The organism is Deinococcus peraridilitoris DSM 19664, from assembly GCF_000317835.1.
GTDB lineage: Bacteria > Deinococcota > Deinococci > Deinococcales > Deinococcaceae > Deinococcus_A > Deinococcus_A peraridilitoris.
The window spans coordinates 2829124-2848140 of the sequence record NC_019793.1 but is presented as its reverse complement, the minus strand read 5'-3'; the positions used below and the strand labels follow the sequence as shown (position 1 = coordinate 2848140).

The following is a 19017-nucleotide window of genomic DNA, read 5'->3' as shown; positions in this document are numbered from 1 at the left end:
GGCCTTGACAGCAAACCGTTGCAATGCCTGAAGAGAAGCACCACACGTGACACCGCCGGGAGCAGCATGATCGACAACCACAGCCAGGCCAAACAAGATGTCGAACGCGCGCGTCTCGCTGCGACCGTCGAGGACTTTCTGAGCGTGGTTCGCGGCGTTCCCAACGAGCTGATTCCCTTTGACTGGGTCAAGCACCTCGCACCGCACGGCGAGCACCAGCTGGGCGTCCAGTCGATTCCGGTAGATTCGGTGATCGGCAGCGTCGACCGTTACCGCGATTTCTCGCGCCACTTTCTCCCCAAAGAACACTTTCTGGATGAGCGCTGGATTTCCGTTCGCAAGGCGCAGCTCGGTGGGCGCGAACTTCCTCCCATTCAGGTCTACAAGGTCGGCGAGCTGTACTTTGTCAAGGACGGCAATCACCGGGTCTCGGTCGCACGCCGCAACGGCCAGAAGTACATCGACGCGAGCATCATCGAACTGGACGTGCGCGTCAAACCCGAGCCCGATGACACCCTCAGGGACCTGATCATCAAGGGCGAGTACGCGCGTTTTCTGAGCCTCACCCGACTCGACGAGCTCGCGCCCCACCACCGCCTAATCCGCTTCACCACGCCCGGACGCTACGACATCGTGCTCGACCACATCCGTACCCGGCAGTACTACCTGAGCCTCAAACACGAACGCGAGGTCGGCTGGGAAGAGGCCGTCGAGAGCTGGCACCGCCGGCTGTACGCCCGCGTGACCGAGCACATCGAGCAGCATCACGTCATGCGCTTTTTTCCCGGACGCACCGAGGCCGATCTGTACCTCTGGATCATGGACCACCGCTATTTCCTGAAGCAGCGCTACGGCTTTGACGTGGGCAGCGAACTGGCGACCCTCGACTTTGTGCGGCATTTTCGGCCACGCGCCTGGAAACGGGTCGGAACCCGCTTGCAACTGTTGCTGCACGGACAGAAACTACACCCGACCACCTGAATCCAGCATGCATCCGGACGCCCGTAACGCTCAAGCCGCTTTACGGGCGTCCGTCGCGACCAGCCACACTCCCAGCACCACCACCAGCATGCCAAACAGTGCGGCGAGGCCCAGCGTTTCGTTGAACAGCAGATAAGCCTCCAGGGCAGTGGCCGGGGGCACCAGGTAGAACAGGCTGGTCACGCGCGCGGTCGTGCGTGACCGCAGCAGATAAAGCAGCAGGAACATCGCCCCCAGTGACAGGGCCAGAATCAGCCAGCCCAGTGCGAACAGAAACTCCGGTGTCCAGTCGACCTGCCGCGTCTCGAACAAGAGGGCCGCGGGCCCGACCAGCAGCAGGGTGACGGTGTACTGGATGATCGTGCCGCTCACCAGTGGCATGGTCGAGGAGAAGCGCTTCTGATGCAGCGTACCGACCGTCGTGCCGATCAGTGCGACCCCGGCAGCCAGCAGGGCCATGGGCTGCACGGCCTGATGATGTCCGACCAGCAGTTTGTCGAGCACCACCAGGGCCACGCCCACGAATCCCAGGCCCAGACCGGTCCACGCGCGCACGCTCACCCGCTCGCCCAGCAAGGGCGCCAAAGCGGCCGTGAGAACAGGCTGCAACCCCACGATCAAAGCGGCCAGACCGGCGGGCAGACCAAGGTAAATGGCGTACCAGGTCCCACTGAGGTAGACGGCATGCAAAAACACCCCACTGAGCGCGATATGCCCCGCCTGCCGCCAGGAGCGCGGCCAGGCCGGGCGTGTAAACACGACCACGGCCAGCAGCAACAGCAGTGTCAGCAGAAAACGCAGCGACAGAAACGTGAACGGCTCGGCGTACGGAAAACCCAGTTTGGAGCCGACAAAGCCGGTACTCCACAGCAGCACGAAGGCCAGTGGCACCAGTGTTTCTACAACGCTGAACGGCACCTTACCTGGCGCAGGAACATGACTCACCCGCGCCACACGCAACATTCGCAGCAAGGCAGGGCACCTGCGCGGACTGGAAGAAGAAAGGAAAACGTCATAAATGCTGGTCTCGGCCGATGGCGCCCGACTGTCTCCGCAAATGGTAACAGCTTGCCATCACACCGGCAGCACAGCTTGCCTCTAGGGCAAGCGGGCACCATACCCAGGGGACGCCAGACACAGGGACACTGGGGACACCGGCGCTTACACTGGGGCATGATCGATACTGCCTTCCTGTCCCGCTACGGCAGCACCCCTGCGGAAACAGCCGAGCACCTCCGGACTGCCCTGGCCGACTTCGAAACAGCGCTCACGCAGTGTGAGTCCCGCTGGTTCGTTCCGATCCGCGAACACCTGGGCGCGGGCGAACCGTCGCGCTACCAGGGTCTGTGGAGTCCGGCCCAGCAGGCCGAGCACGTCCTGAAGGCCAACATCGCCTTCAGCAAGGTCATGCACCTGCTCAACGGCACGCGGGAGCTGCCCGAGATCCCGCGTGAATTTGGTCCAATGCACGAGGGCCGCCGCATCGCGCCCGAGAACCTCGAACCCGGCGAGGGCCTGCCGTGGGCGCAGCTGGAGCCCCAGTGGCGTGAAACCAACGCCCGTCTGCTCACCGTGGTGGAGGCCATCGATCCGGCGTCCTCGCGGACCTTCTGGCACCGTTATCTGGGTGAACTGAACGCCTTCGGCTGGGCCCGCATGGCCTGCGGGCACGTGCGCGACCACCGCCGGCAGCTCGGGGTGAGCTGAGTGGCGCAACCCACGCCGGGCCCTTCGCGCGGCTTCGAACTCGACGCGCACCTGACCTTCTCGCGGCCCCTGGCACGGGTGGACGCCGAGCGTGTCGCGGCGTTCTGGGGCCTGCGCCCGACCTACTACGGCGAGGACGAGGTCCGCGCACTGCGCCTTACCGGGGAGCTGCCGCGCGAGGAGGTGCTGCGTTTGCTCCAGGTGGGCCTGGAAGGCGGCACGCTGCGCGCGGCAGAGGTCGGCCTGCGCGGTTTTCTGCGCTCACCGGACGGCAAAACAGATTACGTTCCCTGGACGCGCAACAAAGTGCTGCGACGCGACGCCTGGAATGAAGTCGGGCTGGAGGAAGGTCTCAAGTACACCCTGGAATGAGCGCCCGACCAGACAGGAAAGCAGAAGGGAAAGCGCAGCGCAAAAATTGCCTGCTTTCCCTTTTGAGTTAAGGTCGGGCAACGACATGGTAGACCGTCATTCCATGGGTGCTCCAGATCGGTCAAAAGCGAGTATCGCCAAGTCGACCCGTCTTGGCCTATAAGTTCGAACAGCTGCCTGAACCACAAGTTCGATTCTGAAAGGCTGGGCTTGGCTGGACATCCCTTGCGAGGAGGCCAAGCATCATGAACAGCCAGCATTTCGTTGGCATCGATGTCTCCCTCACGGCTCTCGACGTCGGCAGCTACGCAGCCGGCACCACTGCCACGCACCGCAATACTGACGAAGGTATTCGGGCTCTCCTTCGGCGTCTACAGCCGCAGACGCCCACCCCGATCGACTGCGAAGCGACCAGCGGGATCGAGCGTCCATTCGTGATTGCCTGTGTCGAAGCGGGCCTTCCCCGCACGAAGCAGCCCTGGTGCAAAGCCTTGGCAACCGAGGTACCCACCACCAATTGACAGCTTGGAACAGCGCAGCTGGGCGAAGTCCTGCTGCTTTGTCGGGATGGCGTGTTACCCTGAACGCATGCGCTGGGGTGCTGTCCTGATTCTTGACCCGATCTTCCGGGTCCCCCAGCCCGTCAAGCCCCTCGGGGGTAATCCACCCATGCGTCCTTGACGCCGACACAATAACCTGTTTCGTTTTCGACGGCCCACACCCCGTCGAGTCGCTCTGCATTCCGATCAGGAGCCATTATGCGCCTCTCGAACGCCTTGTTCGTTACTCAACGCGAGACCCCCAGCGAAGCTGAACTCACCAGTCACCAGTTGCTCCTCCGCGCCGGATTCATCCGCCGGGTCGGCAGCGGCACCTACGCTTACCTGCCCCTCTTGCAGCGCGTCCTGCACAAACTGCACGACATCATCCGCCAGGAACTTGCTGCCATTGGCGCCCAGGAATGCCTGCTGCCTCAACTGCAAAGCGCCGACCTCTGGCGCGAGTCAGGCCGTTGGGACTCCTACACCCAGGCGGAAGGCATCATGTTCGCTCTCACGGACCGGCAAGGCCGCGAGCAGGCCCTGGGCCCCACGCACGAAGAAGTCGTGACCTTCCTTGCACGCGACCTGATCCGTAGCTACCGACAGCTGCCTGTCCACCTTTATCAGATCCAGACGAAATTCCGTGACGAAATCCGCCCACGATTCGGGTTGCTGCGTGCCCGCGAGTTCACCATGAAGGACGGGTATTCCTTCCACGCTACCCCCGATGATCTACACATCACCTTCGAGCAGGTTGGAGAAGCATACGCACGCATTTTGGACCGAGCCGGGGTTCGGTGGCGGGCGGTGCAGGCAGATTCTGGCGCGATCGGCGGGTCGAACAGCCGGGAATTCATGGTTCTCGCTCAGGCAGGCGAGGATGAAGTGCTCTACACCGATGACGGGGTGTACGCGGCAAATAGCGAGAAGGCAGAGTCCAGGCTGAGTAAAGCGTGGCCTTCACCCTTCCAGGCATTTGAGAAGCGCGCGACACCGAACGCCGCGACCATCGAATCAATCTGCCGCCTGCTGTCGTGTCACGCGTCAAACGTAGTGAAGAACGTGCTATACGAAGCGCATCTCAATGGCGTCATGGTGCCAGTGCTGGTCAGCGTCCGTGGAGACCAGACGGTGAATGAAACGAAGCTCGCGAATGTCATCACGCAAATTGCCCCGACCTTCGGTGCGGACACCCTCCTGCGTCTTGTCGTGCCGAGTGCAGAGCAGCAACGCGCCTGGCTCAGGCGTAACCTCCCACTGGGGTACCTCTCGCCGGATCTGGGTGATGAATTCATCGCGGACGTTCCGAGTGTTGCAGCGCAGTTTCTGCGGCTGGTGGATCGCAGCGCGGCAGAGCTGACGAACTTCGTGACGGGCGCCAATGAATCTGAGGTTCATGTCGTCGGGGCCAACTGGACTGAGCAGTTTACGCTCCCGCCGTCTGTGGTGGATGTCCGCCTTGCGAGAGAAGGCGACACATCACTTCATGACGCATCCCAGCGCCTGCGGTCAGCACGTGGGATTGAGGTGGGCATATTTTCGAGCTCGGCACGAAGTACGCCTCAGCCATGCAGGCAACCTTCGCGGACACCGACGGGCACGAGCGTTCCTTGTGGATGGGCTGTTACGGTATGGGGGTCACTCGCCTGGTGCAGGCCGTAGTGGAGCAGCATCATGACGAGCGAGGCCTGGTGTGGCCCTTGAGCCTCGCGCCGTTTCAGGTGCATCTGCTGGTGGTGCCGAACATGCGTGAGGCGCTTCAGGTGCAGGTTGCGGAGCGCTTGTACGGGGAGCTTGTCGCGGCTGGGGTGGAAGTGCTGCTGGATGACCGGCATGACCGGGCAGGCGTGAAGTTGAAAGACGCGGATCTGCTCGGAATACCCCTTCGGGTGGTGACGGGCCGGTCGGTGACGAGCGGGGAGGTTGAGTGGGTCGAGCGCGCCTCGGGCCATTCCACCGTTGTTCGCGTCGAGGACCTCGTGACATGTGTACTGGAATTCACGAGCGGAATGTCAGCAGTGGGGTATCCGCTGCGAGCAGGGCGTCATCTATAGCGGGGATGGCGTGCTGGTAACGGGTTACCAGCACGCCATCCCCGAAGCTTCTCACCTGACAGTTAATACAGCTGCTTCTGCCTGTACCCGTTCAGAGCAACTGCGTTAAGGAGTCGCGATGTCGCGAATGCGTCCTTCGACGGTGGGTGTGATGGTGCCCTTTTGCTGGATGTACTCCAGCACCACCTGGGCGTCCTGTTCCCGTGACACGCCCTGCCCGTCGGCGAGCATGGTGTAGGCGTCTCCACCGTTGTTGATGAAGTCGCTGAGCGCCAGCGTGTAGGTGGTGGCGTCCTTCTGGATGGCCGCGCCACTGTTGAGGGTGACACTCACGATGCGCGAGCCGGCAGGCTTCGTGGAGTCATAGGTGAACTTGAAGCCCGCGATCTGCAGGAAGCGGCCGTTGGCGGCGGGCAGGGCGCCCACGCTGTGCTCCAGAATGGCGTGCAGCTGCGCTCCGGTGACCGTGCGGGTCACGACGGAGTTTCCGAACGGCAAGACGCTGTACACGTCGCCCGCGACCACGTCGAACGGCGGTCCCGCCTGGTAACCGGGGGTGGGGCGGCGCAGCGCCTTGTCGACCGGCTCGTAACTGTTGGAGGGCAGTGAGCTGCGGATGCTGCCGCCGTTCGAGAAGGCGAGTTGGGTCTTGTAGCGGTCGAGCATGGCGTCGGCGACCAGGTTGCCGAGCGCCACCTCACGCAGCCGCTCGACGTTGTTTCCGCGTGGGAAGAGGTCCGTGGCGGCCCCGATCTTCCGGTCAAGCTGCTGGGCGAGCTGGGTGCGGTACTTCGCGATCAGCTGCTCGACGGCCGGATCGGGCGTGACGGCGCTCACCCGTGGCTCGACAAAGGTCACGCTACGGTCGAGCAGCCTTCCGTTTCTGGCGTCGACCTTGACCTGCACCTTGGCATACGAAGCGCCCTTGCTGAGGTTCTCGACCACCAGGGCGTCGCCCACGACCCCGCTGTACTGCACGTTGGTGTGATCGCCGAAGATCACGTGAAAGCCGTTGACACGCTTGGCGAAATCGATCAATGGTCCCGAACCCGCTTTGGTGGCCGGGTCGACGCTGTTCACCCCGAGGTGCGTGATGGCCACAAAGACCTGGGCCCCTTCGACTCTCGCGGCGGCGCGCGCGCGGTTCGCGGCGGCCACGGGGTCGGTGACCTCGATGGTTCCCAGCGCACCCGGCGCGACCAGCGAGGCCGCCTCGGGGTTGGTGATGCCGATCACCGCCACCTTCACGCCGTCCAGGGTAAAGATCTTGTAGGGCTTGACGTTCTTGACGTTGGCGTCGACGTTCTTGAGGTTGGCCGAGACGTACTGGAATTTGGCCTTGTCGATCAGGTTCTGCAGGAACGGGATTCCGCGGTCGAAGTTGTGGTTTCCAAGGGTATCGGCGTCGAAGCCCATCAGGTTCATGGCTTCGATGGCGGGTTCTTCGTTGAAAAAGCCTGACAGGGGCGGCGAACCACCGTAGGCGTCCCCACCGGTGAGCGTCAGGGTGTTGGGATTCTGCGCGCGATCCTGCTTGAAGTAAGCACTGAGCGCCGCCGCGCCGCCGATCTTGTACGCCGCGTCACCGCTTCCCACCGTCAGCGGTTCGAGCTGCGCGTGCCAGTCGGAGATGTCGAGCAACTGAATCGTCACCGGACGTGACTGTACGGCCTGACTGGCATAAGCGGACAAGCCCAGCGTCAGGGCCGCGAGCCACAAAGTACGTGCCTTCATATGACCTCCTGTTTTCCTGCTGTGGTGATACCGGACGACCCGCCGTTCCGGTGACCGGATCACGGCGAGAACGTCGCCTCCTGCTGTAGGAGCGCTCTCAGTTTACCTGCTTGCTGGCCATACTGCTTCCCGCTGCACGGTATCAGCTCACCTGGAGCGGCGGTGGCGCAGCGCGTACCAGCGCTGCGCCCCCCAGTGCAGCACGGCCGCCAGAAGGACGCCCAACGGCCAGCCCAGCCACCAGGGCCAGCCAAAGCCCATCACCAGCGCCAGCGCCACGAAAATACCCAGCTGCACGCTGAGCGCGATGGAGACGCGCCGGTACACGTCGCTTGGTTTCCATGAATCCAGGTCCACGCTGCCTCCAGCCCGCTCGGGCGATGAGCGACAGTGTAGGGTCAGGGCAGCGGGCCAATGTCCCACACGCGAAGCACACGTGGGAGGGGCGCCGCTTACGCCAGCACGGGCTCTCGCCACTCCAGCACGATCCCCTGCGCGCGGAGCCACTCCTGCGGCCGGTAGGCGTGCTGAGCCAGCTGATTGAGGATCACGTGCGCACGCTCGACGGCGTAAAGTGCCTCTTCCTCGGAAACGAATTGCGCCCGGCGCGCTTCGAGCAGTTCGTCGGTGTCGAGAATCTCCGCGCGAACTCCTTCCCAGAGCACCACGTCGAGGTACAGGTCACGCATCTCCCAGAGGCCGTCTTCCTGGCGAATACGCGCGATGTCCAGGTAGTAGTCGAAGTCACGCCGGCCACCGTGCAGGGTGTAGCGGCACAGCTGCACCCCCAGGGCGGGCAGCAGGTGGGCCTGCCAGTAGGCGATGCGTGGATGACCGTAAAACGGGCGGGCGACATACAGCCCGTGGTCGTGTTCGCGGTAGAAGTCGACCTCGCGAATGCCGGTGTTGGTGTGATGCTGCCGCCTGAGCGTGTCGTGACGCTCCACCTTGACCGAATGCATGGTCCAGTGTAATGACCCCTCGCGGCTTCGGACGTGAAGTTGTCGAAATTACGCCCTCCATCGATGGTTTAGCTTCGCCTCAGAGAAGGTGACGCGATGGCCCTGTGCGCCACATCACCCGAGTGCTACATCAGTTGCAACTGGGGCAGTTCCTCGAAGCTGCCCGGCACGAACAGGCTGCCTTCGGTGACGCCCTGTGCGCTGAGGGCCGCCAGGCGCGCCTCGAGTTCGCGCTCGCCGATCTCGCCCGTGAAAAAGGCCGAGAAGGCGCGCGAAACGGCCAGCACGTCCTCGGCACTTTCGTGCACGAATTCCAGGCGGAAATCACTCAGGCCCACCGCGCGCCAGGATTGCAGATGACGTGCGGCGGTCTGCGCCTGCGCGCCGAAAACGGTGTTGCGGCAGCCTACGTCGGCCATGACCGGGTGCATCAGGCCCTTCTCGTCACGCAGCGCCACCCGATGCGACTCGCAGGGATGGCCGCAGTTGGTGTAGTCCGTCCCTTCCGACAGAAAACGGCTGAACACGCAGTGCTCTGTGTGAAAGACCGGCAGGTGCTGGTAGGCAATGACTTCCAGCCGACCCGGGCCGACGAGCTGCGCGAGTTCCGTCACCTGCCGGGCGTTCAGGTCGTGGGTGGGGGTCACGCGCGACAGACCCAGCGAGAGCAGCTCGCGCGCCGTCAGGACGTTGGCGGCGTTGAGGCTGAAGTCTCCCACGAGCGCCGGTTTCCGCGACGCGTCCTGCAGGCCTTCGAGCAGCCCTCCCGAGCGGACCAGGATCTCGGCGTCCAGGCTCAGCAGAAACTTCTCGATGTTCTGCTCGGTGGGCTTGAGCACCCGCGGACTCGCCACGCGCACGGTGAGGCCCGCTTCACGCACGCGCGTGACGGCAGGCTTCAGGCCGTACAGCTCCAGATAATCGAGCGTGATGGACGCCGGGCGCAGCGCGATGGCCGCGTCGAGCTGCTCGGGCGTGCGGACCAACAGGTGCAGGCGCGCGCCTTCCCCTTCCACTGTCTCTGGCGTGACGCTTGCCAGAACCTCACGCAGCCTGAGCTGAATGTCGCGCTGCGGTGCCTTGCCGCGCAGTTCGGTCAGCTGCTCCACAGCCTGACGCCTCAGGGCGTTGAGCTCACTGACCGGCATGAAAACCGCGCCGGGCAATTCTGCCTGCAGGCCTTCCAGGTGGAAGGGCGTGCCGCCGAGCTTGCCGAGCTGCTCGCGCAGGGTGTCCTCGCCGAGGGCGCGGTTGCGCGCACCTTGCAGCGGGGTCTCCCCTGCGACCTCGACCGCGCGTCCGGTTTCGTCGCGCAGGGTCAGGCGCGGCACCTCGCCCTCCACGCCCACAAAGGTCGCGAAGACCGGACGGGTATACAGGGGATCGGCCGGATCGATATAAGGCCGCACGCGCGCCGCCAGGGTCGGGTCGTGGGTGCGCCACACCCAGTCGCCTGCACGGACGCGTGACAGGTCGACCGCGCCACGTCCGAAACGCAGTTCAACCTGGCCGCTTTCGACCTCTTCGAGCTTTTCCTGACCGCGCCACAGACCGTAGAGGTGGCCCCCTTCCTCGCGCTCGCCCGGACTGCGCCAGTCGGCGGCGTCAAAGACCACACCGTCTCCCAGGCGCACGCGCTCGAGCAGCTTCACCCGCACGCCCGCGTCGGAGACGCCCACGACTTCCCCGATTTTCACGCCACGGTGACGCGGCGCGCGCCCACGCACGACCTGCTGATGGTTGGTGCCCGAAATAAAGTGCGCGCCCAGACCACGCGAATACACCTGCTCCAGATCACGTTCCTCGTCGGGCGTGACGCTCAGGGGCAAGCCTTTCCAGGCCTCGTCGATGGCCTTGCGGTAGGCGGCGGTGGTGAGGGCCACATACTCGCTGTCCTTGTAGCGCCCCTCGATCTTGAGGCAGTTCACGCCCATGCGCACGAGGTCCGGCACCTGATGCAGCGCGTAAAGGTCCCCCGGCGACAGCAGGTAGCGCGCGTCGTGCAGGTCACGCACGGAACCGTCCACGATCAGGTCGTAGGGCAGGCGGCAGGCCTGTGCGCACTGGCCACGGTTGGCGCTGCGCCCACCCCAGGCCTCGCTGGAAAAGCACTGCCCGCTGTAGCTGACGCACAGCGCGCCGTGTACGAAGGTCTCCAGCTCGATGTCGGTCGCCTGGGCAATGCGCTCGATGTCGAGCAGCGACAGTTCACGCCCCAGCACCACCCGGCTCGCGCCGAAGCGCCGCGCGAGTTCGGCGCCCTCGGCGCTCGTGATGCTCATCTGGGTGCTGCCGTGAATGGGCAAGTCCGGGCAGAGCTGATGGGCCAGCCGCGCCACGCCCAGGTCCTGCACGATGATGGCGTCCACACCACTGCGCGCCAGGTGGGTGAGTTTCTCCTCGGCCTTGTAGAGTTCCCGGTCGAACACCAGCACGTTGAAGGTCACGAAGCCCAGCACGCCGCGCTCGTGCAGATAGCGCATGATCTCGGGCAGTTCTTCGTCGGTGAAGCCGACCTTGGCGCGGGCATGAAAGCTGTCAAGGCCGAAGTACACGGCGTCCGCGCCCGCCTCGACGGCGGCGCGCAGTTGCGGCCAGCCGCCGGCCGGGCTCATCAGTTCGGGTTTCACGCGGGGACGGACAAGAGAGGACGCCATAAACACTCGATTCTAGAGCGCTCAGCCCAGCCGAAACAGGAAGAGCGTCACGTCAGCGAGTCCCGCCGGAGGGCGCGCGCCCCGCCGGGCAAATGCTCGGCGTCCAGCCCATCGGCGCGCAGATACATCGCCGCGACGTTGCTGCGCAGGCCCACCTCACACACGACCACCACGCGGCCCGAGAGGCCATGGTTCTTTTTCTCGATGCGCTCCAGGCTCATCGGCACCACCGGATTGGCAAGCAGTTTCTCCAGCGGCTCACGAAAGCGCAACTCCTGCGCGCGGATGTCCACGATCGTCACGTCGGGCCCGAACGGCCACGCGGCAGGTGAGGAGGCTGGATCGGTCATGCGCCCAGTCTAGGGCGAAGCCTGCGCGCTGGCCGCACCCAGACACAATCCGACCCGACCGCTCGGGTATGCTGAAGGTCATGGAAGAAGTCACCCCACAAGAAGGCCAGCGCCGCCTGCAACAGGGCGCCCTGCTGCTCGACGTGCGCGAAAGCGAGGAGTTTCGCGACGTACACGCCCAGGGCGCACAGCTGATGCCGCTCTCGACCTTTCAGGAAAACTACGCCACCCTCGATCAGGACCGCGAGATCGTCGTGATCTGCCGCTCCGGTGCGCGCAGCGCGCGGGCCGCGCAGTTTCTGCTCGACAACGGCTACAAGGCCGTCAACCTCGAAGGTGGCACGGTGGCCTGGGAAGCGCAGGGGCTGCCGGTGGAAAAGGAGAACGCATGACGAGCGAAGAGCGTCTTGACAGTGCCATCGACGAAGAGCTGAACACCGAGCCAGTGCCCGCCACCCCCGCTCCGGCTGTAGCAGGCGAAGTGCCCACCCGCGAGCAGGTGCTCGAAGCCCTCAAGATCGTCAAGGACCCCGAGATTCCCGTGAACGTCGTGGACCTCGGTCTGATCTACGACGCGGAGATCTCCCCCGCCGGAAACGTCGAGATCACCATGACCCTCACCTCGGTGGGCTGCCCGGTGCAGGACATGATTCGCGCGGACGCGGAGCTCGCCGTCATGCGTCTGGACGGCGTGAACGCCGTGAACGTGGAGTTCGTGTGGTCGCCACCCTGGAGCCCCGAAAAGATGTCCGAGGACGGCAAGCGCCAGATGCGGATGTTCGGCTTCAACGTCTGAGAGATCTCGAAAAGACAAAAGGCAGAACCGCTGTAACCACCGGTTCTGCCTTTTGTCTTTTATACACCTCTAGCTTCGGGCCGCCACCGTATGCGCCGAGCCCTTCTGTGCCAGCACCAGCACCAGCAGGGTCAGCAGCAGGATCCCGGAAAAGAGGTAGGGGCCTTGAAGGGATACGTACTGGTACAGACCGGTGCCGACCAGTGGGCCCAGCAGCCGACCCAGCGCCAGCGCGCCGGCGTTCAGCCCGGCAATGTGTCCCTGCTCACGTGAATTCGCGCCGAGCGACAGTGCCGCCGAGAGACTGGGGCCCAGCAGGGCCGAGCCGACGCCCACCACGCCGAGCGCGGCGGTGATGGTCCAGAAGGCCCCGGCCTGCGCGAGCAGCAACATTCCAGCGCCCATCACGGCGAGCCCCGCCACAATGAGCTGCGCGGTCTTGAAACGCTTGAACAGAAAGCGCGAGCCCTGCACCGCGGCGGCGAGCAGGCCGAAAACCGTGAGCATCACCCCAATGGCGCGGGTGGCCTCGGCGCCCGAGACGCTCAGGGTGTCCTGCACGTAAAAGCCTATCGACTGCTCCATCCCGACGCTGGCCAGGGTGTACAGGCCTGACACGGCCAGCAGCAGCAGTACGCCGGGCCGGGAAAGCAGTTCGCGGCGCCGGACCGGCGTGCCGTCCTCGTCGCCCGCTGTCCGGTGGCTTTCGGACAGCGCCCGCGCGGCGAACAGCGCGGTCACAAGCGCGAGCACCGCCGAGAAAAATACCGGAACGAGCAGCCCGAAGACGGAAAGCAGCGCGCCCAGCGCCGGACCGAAGACGATGCCCAGCCCCAGCGCCGCGCCGATCATGCCCATGGCCGCGGCGCGGTTGTCACGGTCGGTGATGTCGGCCATGTAGGCCTGCGCGGTTGGCAGCGTGGCGCTGCTGAGGGCGCCGCCGATGAGCCGGGTGACCAGCAGCAGCGCGAACAGAGCGGCGCCACCGAGCATGCCCTGCAAACCGAGGGCCGCGACCACGCCGAAGAGCGCAAAGGAAAGCGCGAAGCCCAGCAGTCCCAGCTGCAAGACCGGCTTGCGGCCCACCCGCTCGGAGCGCGCGCCCCACAGCGGCGCGCAGAGAAACTGCATCAGGCTGTAAGCGGCACTGAAGGCGCCGACCTGCAACGGGCTGAGGCCCAGTTCGCGCGCCAGCGGGGCGAGCACCGGAAACAGCACCGACAGGCCCAGCATCGCCACGAAGATGGTCACAAACAGCACGAGGCGGGCGCTCAGCACCTCGGAATACTAGCACCGGAGGGCGCGCTGGACGAGGTGGATTGTCCCACTTCACGCCCGGCGCGGCGGCCTGGCCCCGGCTTCAAAGCGCCGACTGGCACAGTTTTTGGGCCACCCCGCATCCCACAGACGCCGCTGCCGGGTGGCAGCCTTCACGCGTGGCCGGTTGACAAAGACACGTCCGGCGGATAAACCTGAAGTCAGGCACGAACCATCTCATAACCCAAAGGCAACGCTTGTCCGGCGTTCTGATGAACACTGCGGGCACGACCTCCACTGAGAGCGTCGTGCCTGTTTTTATTTTTTGCAAGGAGCCTTATGACGACACTCGACGAACGGCCCACCTCCATTCCGGCGCCAACCATGAACGTGGTGTTTGCCGACCTGCCTGCCTGGCACGACCACACGCCGGCTTTCACGAGCGCGCTCGGCGCGCAGTACGGCGAGCGCGTCACCTTGCGCCTCAAGACGACGCTGCCGGTCAGGCGGGTGTACCTGAAACTGCTGGTGCACGGCGAGATCGAGGAGCGCGAGGCGCAGGAAATCGAGGCGCTCGACGGCGAGGGCCGCTGGTTCGCGCTGGAAACGCCGCTGTTTGCGCGCAAGGTCCATTACGCCTGGCAGCTGGAGCTCGAGGACGACAACGTGCACCTGACCATGGCGGGCCTGCACCGCTCGCGCCGTGCCTACCGCGACTGGTTTCACTACGTGGCGGGCTACGAAGCCCCGAAATGGGTCTGGAAGAGCGTGTTCTATCAGATCTTTCCAGACCGCTTTCGCAACGGCAATCCACAGGATGACGTGCAGACCGGCGAGTACGAGTACGCGGGCCGACCAGTGGTCAAGGTGCCCTGGGGCGAGGCGCCGACCCGCGACCTCGACATCCACGCGCATTACGGAGGCGACCTCGAAGGCATTGTGGAAGCGCTTCCATACCTGGAGGATCTCGGTGTGAACGCCATGTGGCTTACCCCGATCTTTCAGAGCCCTTCGGCGCACCGCTACGACATCACCGATTACCGCGCGGTCGATCCACACCTCGGCGGCGAACGCGCCTTCGACCAGTTGATGAAAAACGCCAGCGAGCGCAATTTTCATGTCGTGCTGGACGGTGTCTTCAATCACACCGGCAGCGAGAACGCCCTGTTCCAGAAAGCCCTGCACGATCCAGCCTCGCCGGAACGCTCCATGTTCACCTTTCGCGAAGCGCGCGAGGGGCAGCTTCACTACGCGGCCTTCTACGATGTCGCCACCCTGCCCAAAATCGATTACGGCTCACCGAACGCCGTCAACGAATTCTTCGAGGGCGACTCCTCGATCGTGCGTCACTGGCTGCGCCGGGGTGTTCACGGCTGGCGCCTCGACGTGGCCCAGCAGATCGGGGTGGGCGGCACGGACGAGGGCAACCTGGAACTGCACCGCCGCCTGAAACGTGCGGCGCGTGAGGAAAATCCGCAGGCTTACGTGCTCGGCGAGCGATTTTTTGACTCCGAAGCGGTCCTGTCCGGCGACGGTGAAGACGGCGTCATGAATTACCACGGATTCGGCCTGCCGCTGATGGAATGGTTCACCGGCGAGCACTACAAGGGTTTCCCTTCCCGGATGACCACTGCCGAGATGCTTGACGTCATGTGGGACGCCTACCACGTGCTGGCACCCGAAATCGCGCTCAACCAGTTCAACCTGCTCGACTCGCACGACGTGCCACGCGCCCTGAGCCGCTTCGAGGACAACAAAACCAAACTGCGCGCGGCCCTGACGGTGTTGTTCGCTTACCCGGGCGTGCCGTGCATCTACTACGGCACCGAGATCGGGTTGTCGCAACACGAGAAAGGCAGCATGCCCTTCAACCGTGCCACGATGCCCTGGGACCGAAACGAATGGGATCACGATCTGCGCGCCTTCGTGCAGCACCTCATCCGCACCCGCCGGACTTCGCTCGCCTTGCAGGAAGGCGCGCTGCGCTTTTTGCTGCAAGACCGCGACGCTTTCGGCTTTCTGCGAACGTACACGCACGAGGGCGGTCGGCGTGAACAGGTTGCCGTGCTCACCAGCCGCACGGGAAAGCACCACGAGATCACGGTGGAGCTTCCAGCGGCCGCGTGGCGTGACGCTCATAGTGGGCAGGTCGTTTCGCACGGAGGCCGCGTTACCCTGGACGTCTCGCAGGGTGTGATCCTGCTGGCCTGAGGCAGTAACCGAAGTTCGTCGGCCTACAGCGCGATGAGTGAACCGCGCCCACCTCCCCTTCCACTCGTCAAGGAGAACGTTTCATGTCCCAACCACGCATCACCGTCTGGCACGAATACCGCCATGAACACGAAAACCCCGCCGTGCACGCCATCTACCCGCAGGGAATGCATCGTGCGCTGGCCGAGGGCCTCGGCGTACACGGCTTCGAGCAGGTCCGCACCGCCACGCTCGACGAACCCGAACATGGTCTCAGCGACGAGGTGCTGGAAACCACCGACGTGCTGCTGTGGTGGGGTCACAAGGCCCACGACGAGGTCGGTGACGCCATCGCCCGAAAAGTCGTGCAGCGCGTCCTGAACGGCATGGGACTGATCGTGCTGCACTCCGGGCACTTCAGCAAGCCCTTCAAGGCCTTGATGGGCACGAGCTGCGACCTCAAGTGGCGCGAAGCGAACGACAGGGAGCGCCTGTGGGTGGTGAACCCCGCGCACCCGATTGCCGAGGGCATCGGAGAATACCTGGAGATTTCCTCTGAAGAGATGTACGGAGAATTCTTCGACATTCCCGCGCCCGATGAACTGGTCTTCGTGAGCTGGTTCTCGGGAGGCGAGATCTTTCGCAGCGGCTGTACCTTTACCCGCGGGCACGGCAAGATCTTCTACTTCCGTCCTGGCCACGAGACGTATCCCACTTACTACCACGACGGGGTCCGTCAGGTCATCGCCAACGCGGTCCGCTGGGCGGTCCCCCGTTCGAGTGCACCGCGGGCGTTCGGTCACCGCCAGCCTCTTGAAAGTCTGCCCGCGAACGCAGGCGAGAGCGAAGTCCAGTGAGAGCGCCCATCAACGTCGCCATCATTGGCGCAGGCGGCATTGCCCAGGCCCACTTCGAAGGCTACCGTCAGGCCGGTGCGAACGTCGTCGCTTTTGCCGACCTCAGTGAAGTCACCCGGCAGTTGCGTCGGGAGCAGTGGCAAGCCCGAGGCTACGCCACCTTCGAGGAACTGCTCGACCACGAGTCCGTCCAGGCGATCAGCATCTGCACACCGAACGCCTTTCACGCTCCGGTGGCCCTCATGGCCCTGGAGCGTGGGATTCACGTGCTGTGCGAGAAACCCTTGTCGCTCAGCCTGGAGGACTGCGACCGGATGATCGAGGCGGCTCACCGCCATGGTCTGGTGCTGCAGACCGGGCACCATCTGCGCTCCAACCTTTTCGTCGAGACGGCAAAACGCCTGATCGACGAAGGGCGCATCGGACGCCTGACGTTTCTGCGGCTCCGGCAGGCGCACGACTGGGGCGGCGCCGAGGAAGTCCGCGGCGCCTTTGGCAGCCTGGCGGCCAGCGGTGGCGGCACCCTGCTCGACAACGGCTGCCACATGATGGACCTCGCCCGGCACTTCGCGGGTGAGGTCGTGAGCGTGGCCGCCCGCATGAAAACGCTCAAGTTCGACGTGGAAGTGGAAGACACCAGCGTGGTGACCCTGGAGTTCGAAAACGGCGCCCTCGCCAGCATCGAAAATGCCTGGACCGCGACCGGCTGGGAAGAGAGCTTTTCGGTGTACGGCACCAAAGGCGCGCTGGAGTGCAGCAACCGCCTGGGTGAACCAAAACTTCGCTTTCTGCACCGTGAATCGGGTCCTGGGCATCAGGACACCACCTGGTACGAGTTCGGGCACCAGGGTGCACACCAGCGTGGCGTCGGCCGCTTCGTCCGTTCGATCACCGAGGGTGCGCCGGTCGTGTGCAGCGGAGAGGACGGCCGGGAAAGCGTCCGCCTGATTCTCGGCGCCTACGAAAGCGCCAGGACAGGCCGCTTCATTCCACTCTCCACACCGTCGCTGTCCTGGCAGGCCACCACGCCGCAATGAAAATCGCCGGCATGGCGCGCTGAGCCCAGGGATGGCCAGCAATGCCCAGTGAAATTCTTGACTTTTAGTCCTGTTAATTTTAGATTGGTAACGTCACCAAAAGGTCTGCCGGGAACCGCGTTGTTCTCCGGAGCAGCCTGCCCATTGCGGCGTCAGAACACTTGCCGTGCCGGAGCAGGAATCGCTTCTCTGGCAGCTGCGCACCGCTGGTGACGTGGCCACTGCGAGGCCCTGCGAAGTAGGACACGTACTTTTCGAGTGACTGTGCGGCCCAAGCCCACCAGAACGGAGAAACGATGACCAAGCCCAGTTTGCAGGACGTCGCGCGCACTGCGGGCGTGGGCACCAGCACCGTTTCGCGGGTTCTCAACAATCACCCGAACATTTCTGAACGCGCTCGCCAGAACGTGCTCGCGGCGGTGGAAGCGCTCGGTTATACCCCCGACCTGAACGCACGCAGCTTTCGACTGGGCCAGACGCATGCGGTCTCGGTGCTGCTGCCCGTCACCGGAACGCCGTTCTATGAGCGTCTCATGACGGCAATTTACGTGCGGCTGGCAGAGGTAGACCTCGACATCGCCATGTTTCCGTTGCTGGGTGCACAGCGAATCCGCCGCTTTCGGGATCCCGGTGCGCTGGTATACCGCTCCGACGCCCTCTTGATCGCGTCCCAGAACCCCGACCAACTGTACGGAGGACGTCCGCCGTTCAGCAAACCCGTCGTACTGGTCGACGCCCACCATCCGGCGTATCACAGCGTGTACTTCGACAACCTCGCCGCCGGACGGCTGGCAGCCGAAATCGCCCTGAGCCGGGGTCTGCCGATCGTGCTCGTCGATCACGTGTTTGCGCCGGGCGATCTGGGCTCACCGGTCTTCGTCGACCGTCGTGCGGGTGTCATGCAGGCCCTGGCCCGTCACGGGGTCACGCCCATCCTGACCCTGCACACGTCCATCAAACCGCAGGCCATGCGCGAAGCGACCGAGCAACTGCTCGCCCGGCGGCCAGCGTCCCCTTTTTTCGTGCTGGCCTTCAGCGACGAACTCGCCCTTTCTTTGCAGCAGCACCTCAGGGTGGCGGGTCTGCACACGGGTCGGGATTACCTGATGCTGGGCTTTGACGGCAGCGCCGACGCGGCCGAAGCAGAAATCAGCAGTGTCGCACAGCCGGTGGAGGACGTCGGAACGACCGCCGCCGACGTGCTGATTCAGGCCATGCAGGGCACGCTCAAGACCATGGTGCGCCGGGTGTTTCCGCCGGCGCTGCACGAATCGCTCAGCACCACACTCTGCCGACGCACCGGAAACTGAAGATTCTGGGGAGTCTCCCCTCACCCCACGAAAGGAGGAATGGCCCATGAAAACGACACTGCTCAGACCGCACGTTCAGCAGGCCCTGGTGGCCCGCGCACCTCCCGCGGCACAACCAGGTGTGTAGCCTGGCTGCACACTGATCGATTCGGAGGCCCGCGAAAAGTCACCTCGCGTCACCCTTTACTCAGGCCCGGTGCCACTTGAAACC

General features: G+C 64.4%; 19 protein-coding genes. 12 read left to right on the top strand and 7 right to left on the bottom strand.

The genetic code is table 11. From position 1 onward, the window contains the following. Positions 1-66: 66 nt before the first annotated feature. Positions 67-981: a chromosome partitioning protein ParB gene (locus DEIPE_RS13835; RefSeq protein WP_015236597.1), complete on the top strand. Its 915-nt coding sequence runs from the start codon at positions 67-69 to the stop codon at positions 979-981. Positions 982-1011: 30 nt separating this feature from the next. On the opposite strand, the gene DEIPE_RS13830 is transcribed toward DEIPE_RS13835, so the two are convergent. Next, positions 1012-1944, bottom strand: coding sequence for a DMT family transporter (locus DEIPE_RS13830; protein WP_015236596.1), 933 nt, complete (start codon positions 1942-1944; stop codon positions 1012-1014). Positions 1945-2154: 210 nt separating this feature from the next. Here DEIPE_RS13830 and DEIPE_RS13825 point away from each other — a divergent pair, with 210 nt between their 5' ends. The 5 genes from DEIPE_RS13825 to DEIPE_RS24710 all read left to right on the top strand — a co-directional run bounded on the left by DEIPE_RS13825 (position 2155) and on the right by DEIPE_RS24710 (position 5656). After that, positions 2155-2688: a DinB family protein gene (locus tag DEIPE_RS13825; protein ID WP_015236595.1), complete on the top strand. Its 534-nt coding sequence runs from the start codon at positions 2155-2157 to the stop codon at positions 2686-2688. Further along, complete coding sequence (locus DEIPE_RS13820; protein WP_015236594.1) at positions 2689-3060, top strand: hypothetical protein; 372 nt, start codon at positions 2689-2691, stop codon at positions 3058-3060. 245 nt (positions 3061-3305) lie between these two features. Beyond that, the gene (locus tag DEIPE_RS13815) at positions 3306-3581 is read left to right on the top strand and encodes a hypothetical protein (RefSeq protein ID WP_015236593.1); all 276 of its coding nucleotides are present in this window, start codon (positions 3306-3308) and stop codon (positions 3579-3581) included. A 237-nt stretch (positions 3582-3818) separates the two neighbouring features. Further along, entirely contained in the window at positions 3819-5264 is a 1446-nt protein-coding gene (gene proS / locus DEIPE_RS13810) for a proline--tRNA ligase (RefSeq protein WP_217218448.1), read from the top strand. Further along, positions 5171-5656 (top strand): His/Gly/Thr/Pro-type tRNA ligase C-terminal domain-containing protein, encoded by a 486-nt coding sequence (locus tag DEIPE_RS24710; protein ID WP_342663268.1) that lies wholly within the window; start codon positions 5171-5173, stop codon positions 5654-5656. The genes proS and DEIPE_RS24710 overlap by 94 nt, the downstream gene beginning before the upstream one ends. Before the next feature lie 105 nt (positions 5657-5761). Here DEIPE_RS24710 and DEIPE_RS13805 read toward each other — a convergent pair whose 3' ends face one another. The 5 genes from DEIPE_RS13805 to DEIPE_RS13785 all read right to left on the bottom strand — a co-directional run bounded on the left by DEIPE_RS13805 (position 5762) and on the right by DEIPE_RS13785 (position 11359). Then, the gene (locus DEIPE_RS13805; RefSeq protein WP_015236592.1) at positions 5762-7390 is read right to left on the bottom strand and encodes a bifunctional metallophosphatase/5'-nucleotidase; all 1629 of its coding nucleotides are present in this window, start codon (positions 7388-7390) and stop codon (positions 5762-5764) included. Positions 7391-7537: 147 nt separating this feature from the next. After that, entirely contained in the window at positions 7538-7747 is a 210-nt protein-coding gene (locus tag DEIPE_RS13800; protein ID WP_041230910.1) for a hypothetical protein, read from the bottom strand. A gap of 95 nt (positions 7748-7842) precedes the next feature. Beyond that, positions 7843-8352 carry a DUF402 domain-containing protein gene (locus tag DEIPE_RS13795; RefSeq protein WP_015236590.1) on the bottom strand — a complete coding sequence of 170 codons (510 nt, stop codon included), beginning with the start codon at positions 8350-8352 and terminating at the stop codon, positions 7843-7845. 125 nt (positions 8353-8477) lie between these two features. Beyond that, a complete protein-coding gene (locus DEIPE_RS13790; protein WP_015236589.1) occupies positions 8478-11009 on the bottom strand; it encodes a U32 family peptidase in 2532 nt (843 codons plus the stop codon). A 47-nt stretch (positions 11010-11056) separates the two neighbouring features. Continuing rightward, positions 11057-11359 carry a rhodanese-like domain-containing protein gene (locus tag DEIPE_RS13785; protein ID WP_015236588.1) on the bottom strand — a complete coding sequence of 101 codons (303 nt, stop codon included), beginning with the start codon at positions 11357-11359 and terminating at the stop codon, positions 11057-11059. An 80-nt stretch (positions 11360-11439) separates the two neighbouring features. Here DEIPE_RS13785 and DEIPE_RS13780 point away from each other — a divergent pair, with 80 nt between their 5' ends. Next, entirely contained in the window at positions 11440-11751 is a 312-nt protein-coding gene (locus DEIPE_RS13780; protein ID WP_245557539.1) for a rhodanese-like domain-containing protein, read from the top strand. After that, positions 11748-12155, top strand: coding sequence for a metal-sulfur cluster assembly factor (locus DEIPE_RS13775; RefSeq protein WP_015236586.1), 408 nt, complete (start codon positions 11748-11750; stop codon positions 12153-12155). The genes DEIPE_RS13780 and DEIPE_RS13775 overlap by 4 nt, the downstream gene beginning before the upstream one ends. 69 nt (positions 12156-12224) lie before the next feature. Here DEIPE_RS13775 and DEIPE_RS13770 read toward each other — a convergent pair whose 3' ends face one another. Next, complete coding sequence (locus DEIPE_RS13770; protein ID WP_015236585.1) at positions 12225-13433, bottom strand: MFS transporter; 1209 nt, start codon at positions 13431-13433, stop codon at positions 12225-12227. Between the two features lie 318 nt (positions 13434-13751). Between DEIPE_RS13770 and DEIPE_RS13765 the strand changes: the two genes are divergently transcribed. The 4 genes from DEIPE_RS13765 to DEIPE_RS13750 all read left to right on the top strand — a co-directional run bounded on the left by DEIPE_RS13765 (position 13752) and on the right by DEIPE_RS13750 (position 18806). After that, positions 13752-15623 (top strand): alpha-amylase family glycosyl hydrolase, encoded by a 1872-nt coding sequence (locus DEIPE_RS13765; protein ID WP_015236584.1) that lies wholly within the window; start codon positions 13752-13754, stop codon positions 15621-15623. A gap of 83 nt (positions 15624-15706) precedes the next feature. Next, the gene (locus tag DEIPE_RS13760) at positions 15707-16459 is read left to right on the top strand and encodes a ThuA domain-containing protein (RefSeq protein ID WP_015236583.1); all 753 of its coding nucleotides are present in this window, start codon (positions 15707-15709) and stop codon (positions 16457-16459) included. Next, a complete protein-coding gene (locus tag DEIPE_RS13755) occupies positions 16456-17496 on the top strand; it encodes a Gfo/Idh/MocA family protein (RefSeq protein WP_015236582.1) in 1041 nt (346 codons plus the stop codon). The genes DEIPE_RS13760 and DEIPE_RS13755 overlap by 4 nt, the downstream gene beginning before the upstream one ends. A gap of 296 nt (positions 17497-17792) precedes the next feature. Then, a complete protein-coding gene (locus DEIPE_RS13750) occupies positions 17793-18806 on the top strand; it encodes a LacI family DNA-binding transcriptional regulator (protein ID WP_015236581.1) in 1014 nt (337 codons plus the stop codon). Positions 18807-19017 lie beyond the last annotated feature (211 nt).

Coding starts and splice junctions, on each gene's coding strand:
- DEIPE_RS13785 (WP_015236588.1), bottom strand. CDS start 11,359: ATGACCGATCCAGCCTCCTCACCTGCCGCGTGGCCGTTCGGGCCCGAC.
- DEIPE_RS13830 (WP_015236596.1), bottom strand. CDS start 1,944: ATGTTGCGTGTGGCGCGGGTGAGTCATGTTCCTGCGCCAGGTAAGGTG.
- DEIPE_RS13805 (WP_015236592.1), bottom strand. CDS start 7,390: ATGAAGGCACGTACTTTGTGGCTCGCGGCCCTGACGCTGGGCTTGTCC.
- DEIPE_RS13825 (WP_015236595.1), top strand. CDS start 2,155: ATGATCGATACTGCCTTCCTGTCCCGCTACGGCAGCACCCCTGCGGAA.
- DEIPE_RS13765 (WP_015236584.1), top strand. CDS start 13,752: ATGACGACACTCGACGAACGGCCCACCTCCATTCCGGCGCCAACCATG.
- DEIPE_RS13795 (WP_015236590.1), bottom strand. CDS start 8,352: ATGCATTCGGTCAAGGTGGAGCGTCACGACACGCTCAGGCGGCAGCAT.
- DEIPE_RS24710 (WP_342663268.1), top strand. CDS start 5,171: ATGCAGGCAACCTTCGCGGACACCGACGGGCACGAGCGTTCCTTGTGG.
- DEIPE_RS13750 (WP_015236581.1), top strand. CDS start 17,793: ATGACCAAGCCCAGTTTGCAGGACGTCGCGCGCACTGCGGGCGTGGGC.
- DEIPE_RS13775 (WP_015236586.1), top strand. CDS start 11,748: ATGACGAGCGAAGAGCGTCTTGACAGTGCCATCGACGAAGAGCTGAAC.
- proS (WP_217218448.1), top strand. CDS start 3,819: ATGCGCCTCTCGAACGCCTTGTTCGTTACTCAACGCGAGACCCCCAGC.
- DEIPE_RS13835 (WP_015236597.1), top strand. CDS start 67: ATGATCGACAACCACAGCCAGGCCAAACAAGATGTCGAACGCGCGCGT.
- DEIPE_RS13760 (WP_015236583.1), top strand. CDS start 15,707: ATGTCCCAACCACGCATCACCGTCTGGCACGAATACCGCCATGAACAC.
- DEIPE_RS13790 (WP_015236589.1), bottom strand. CDS start 11,009: ATGGCGTCCTCTCTTGTCCGTCCCCGCGTGAAACCCGAACTGATGAGC.
- DEIPE_RS13815 (WP_015236593.1), top strand. CDS start 3,306: ATGAACAGCCAGCATTTCGTTGGCATCGATGTCTCCCTCACGGCTCTC.
- DEIPE_RS13780 (WP_245557539.1), top strand. CDS start 11,440: ATGGAAGAAGTCACCCCACAAGAAGGCCAGCGCCGCCTGCAACAGGGC.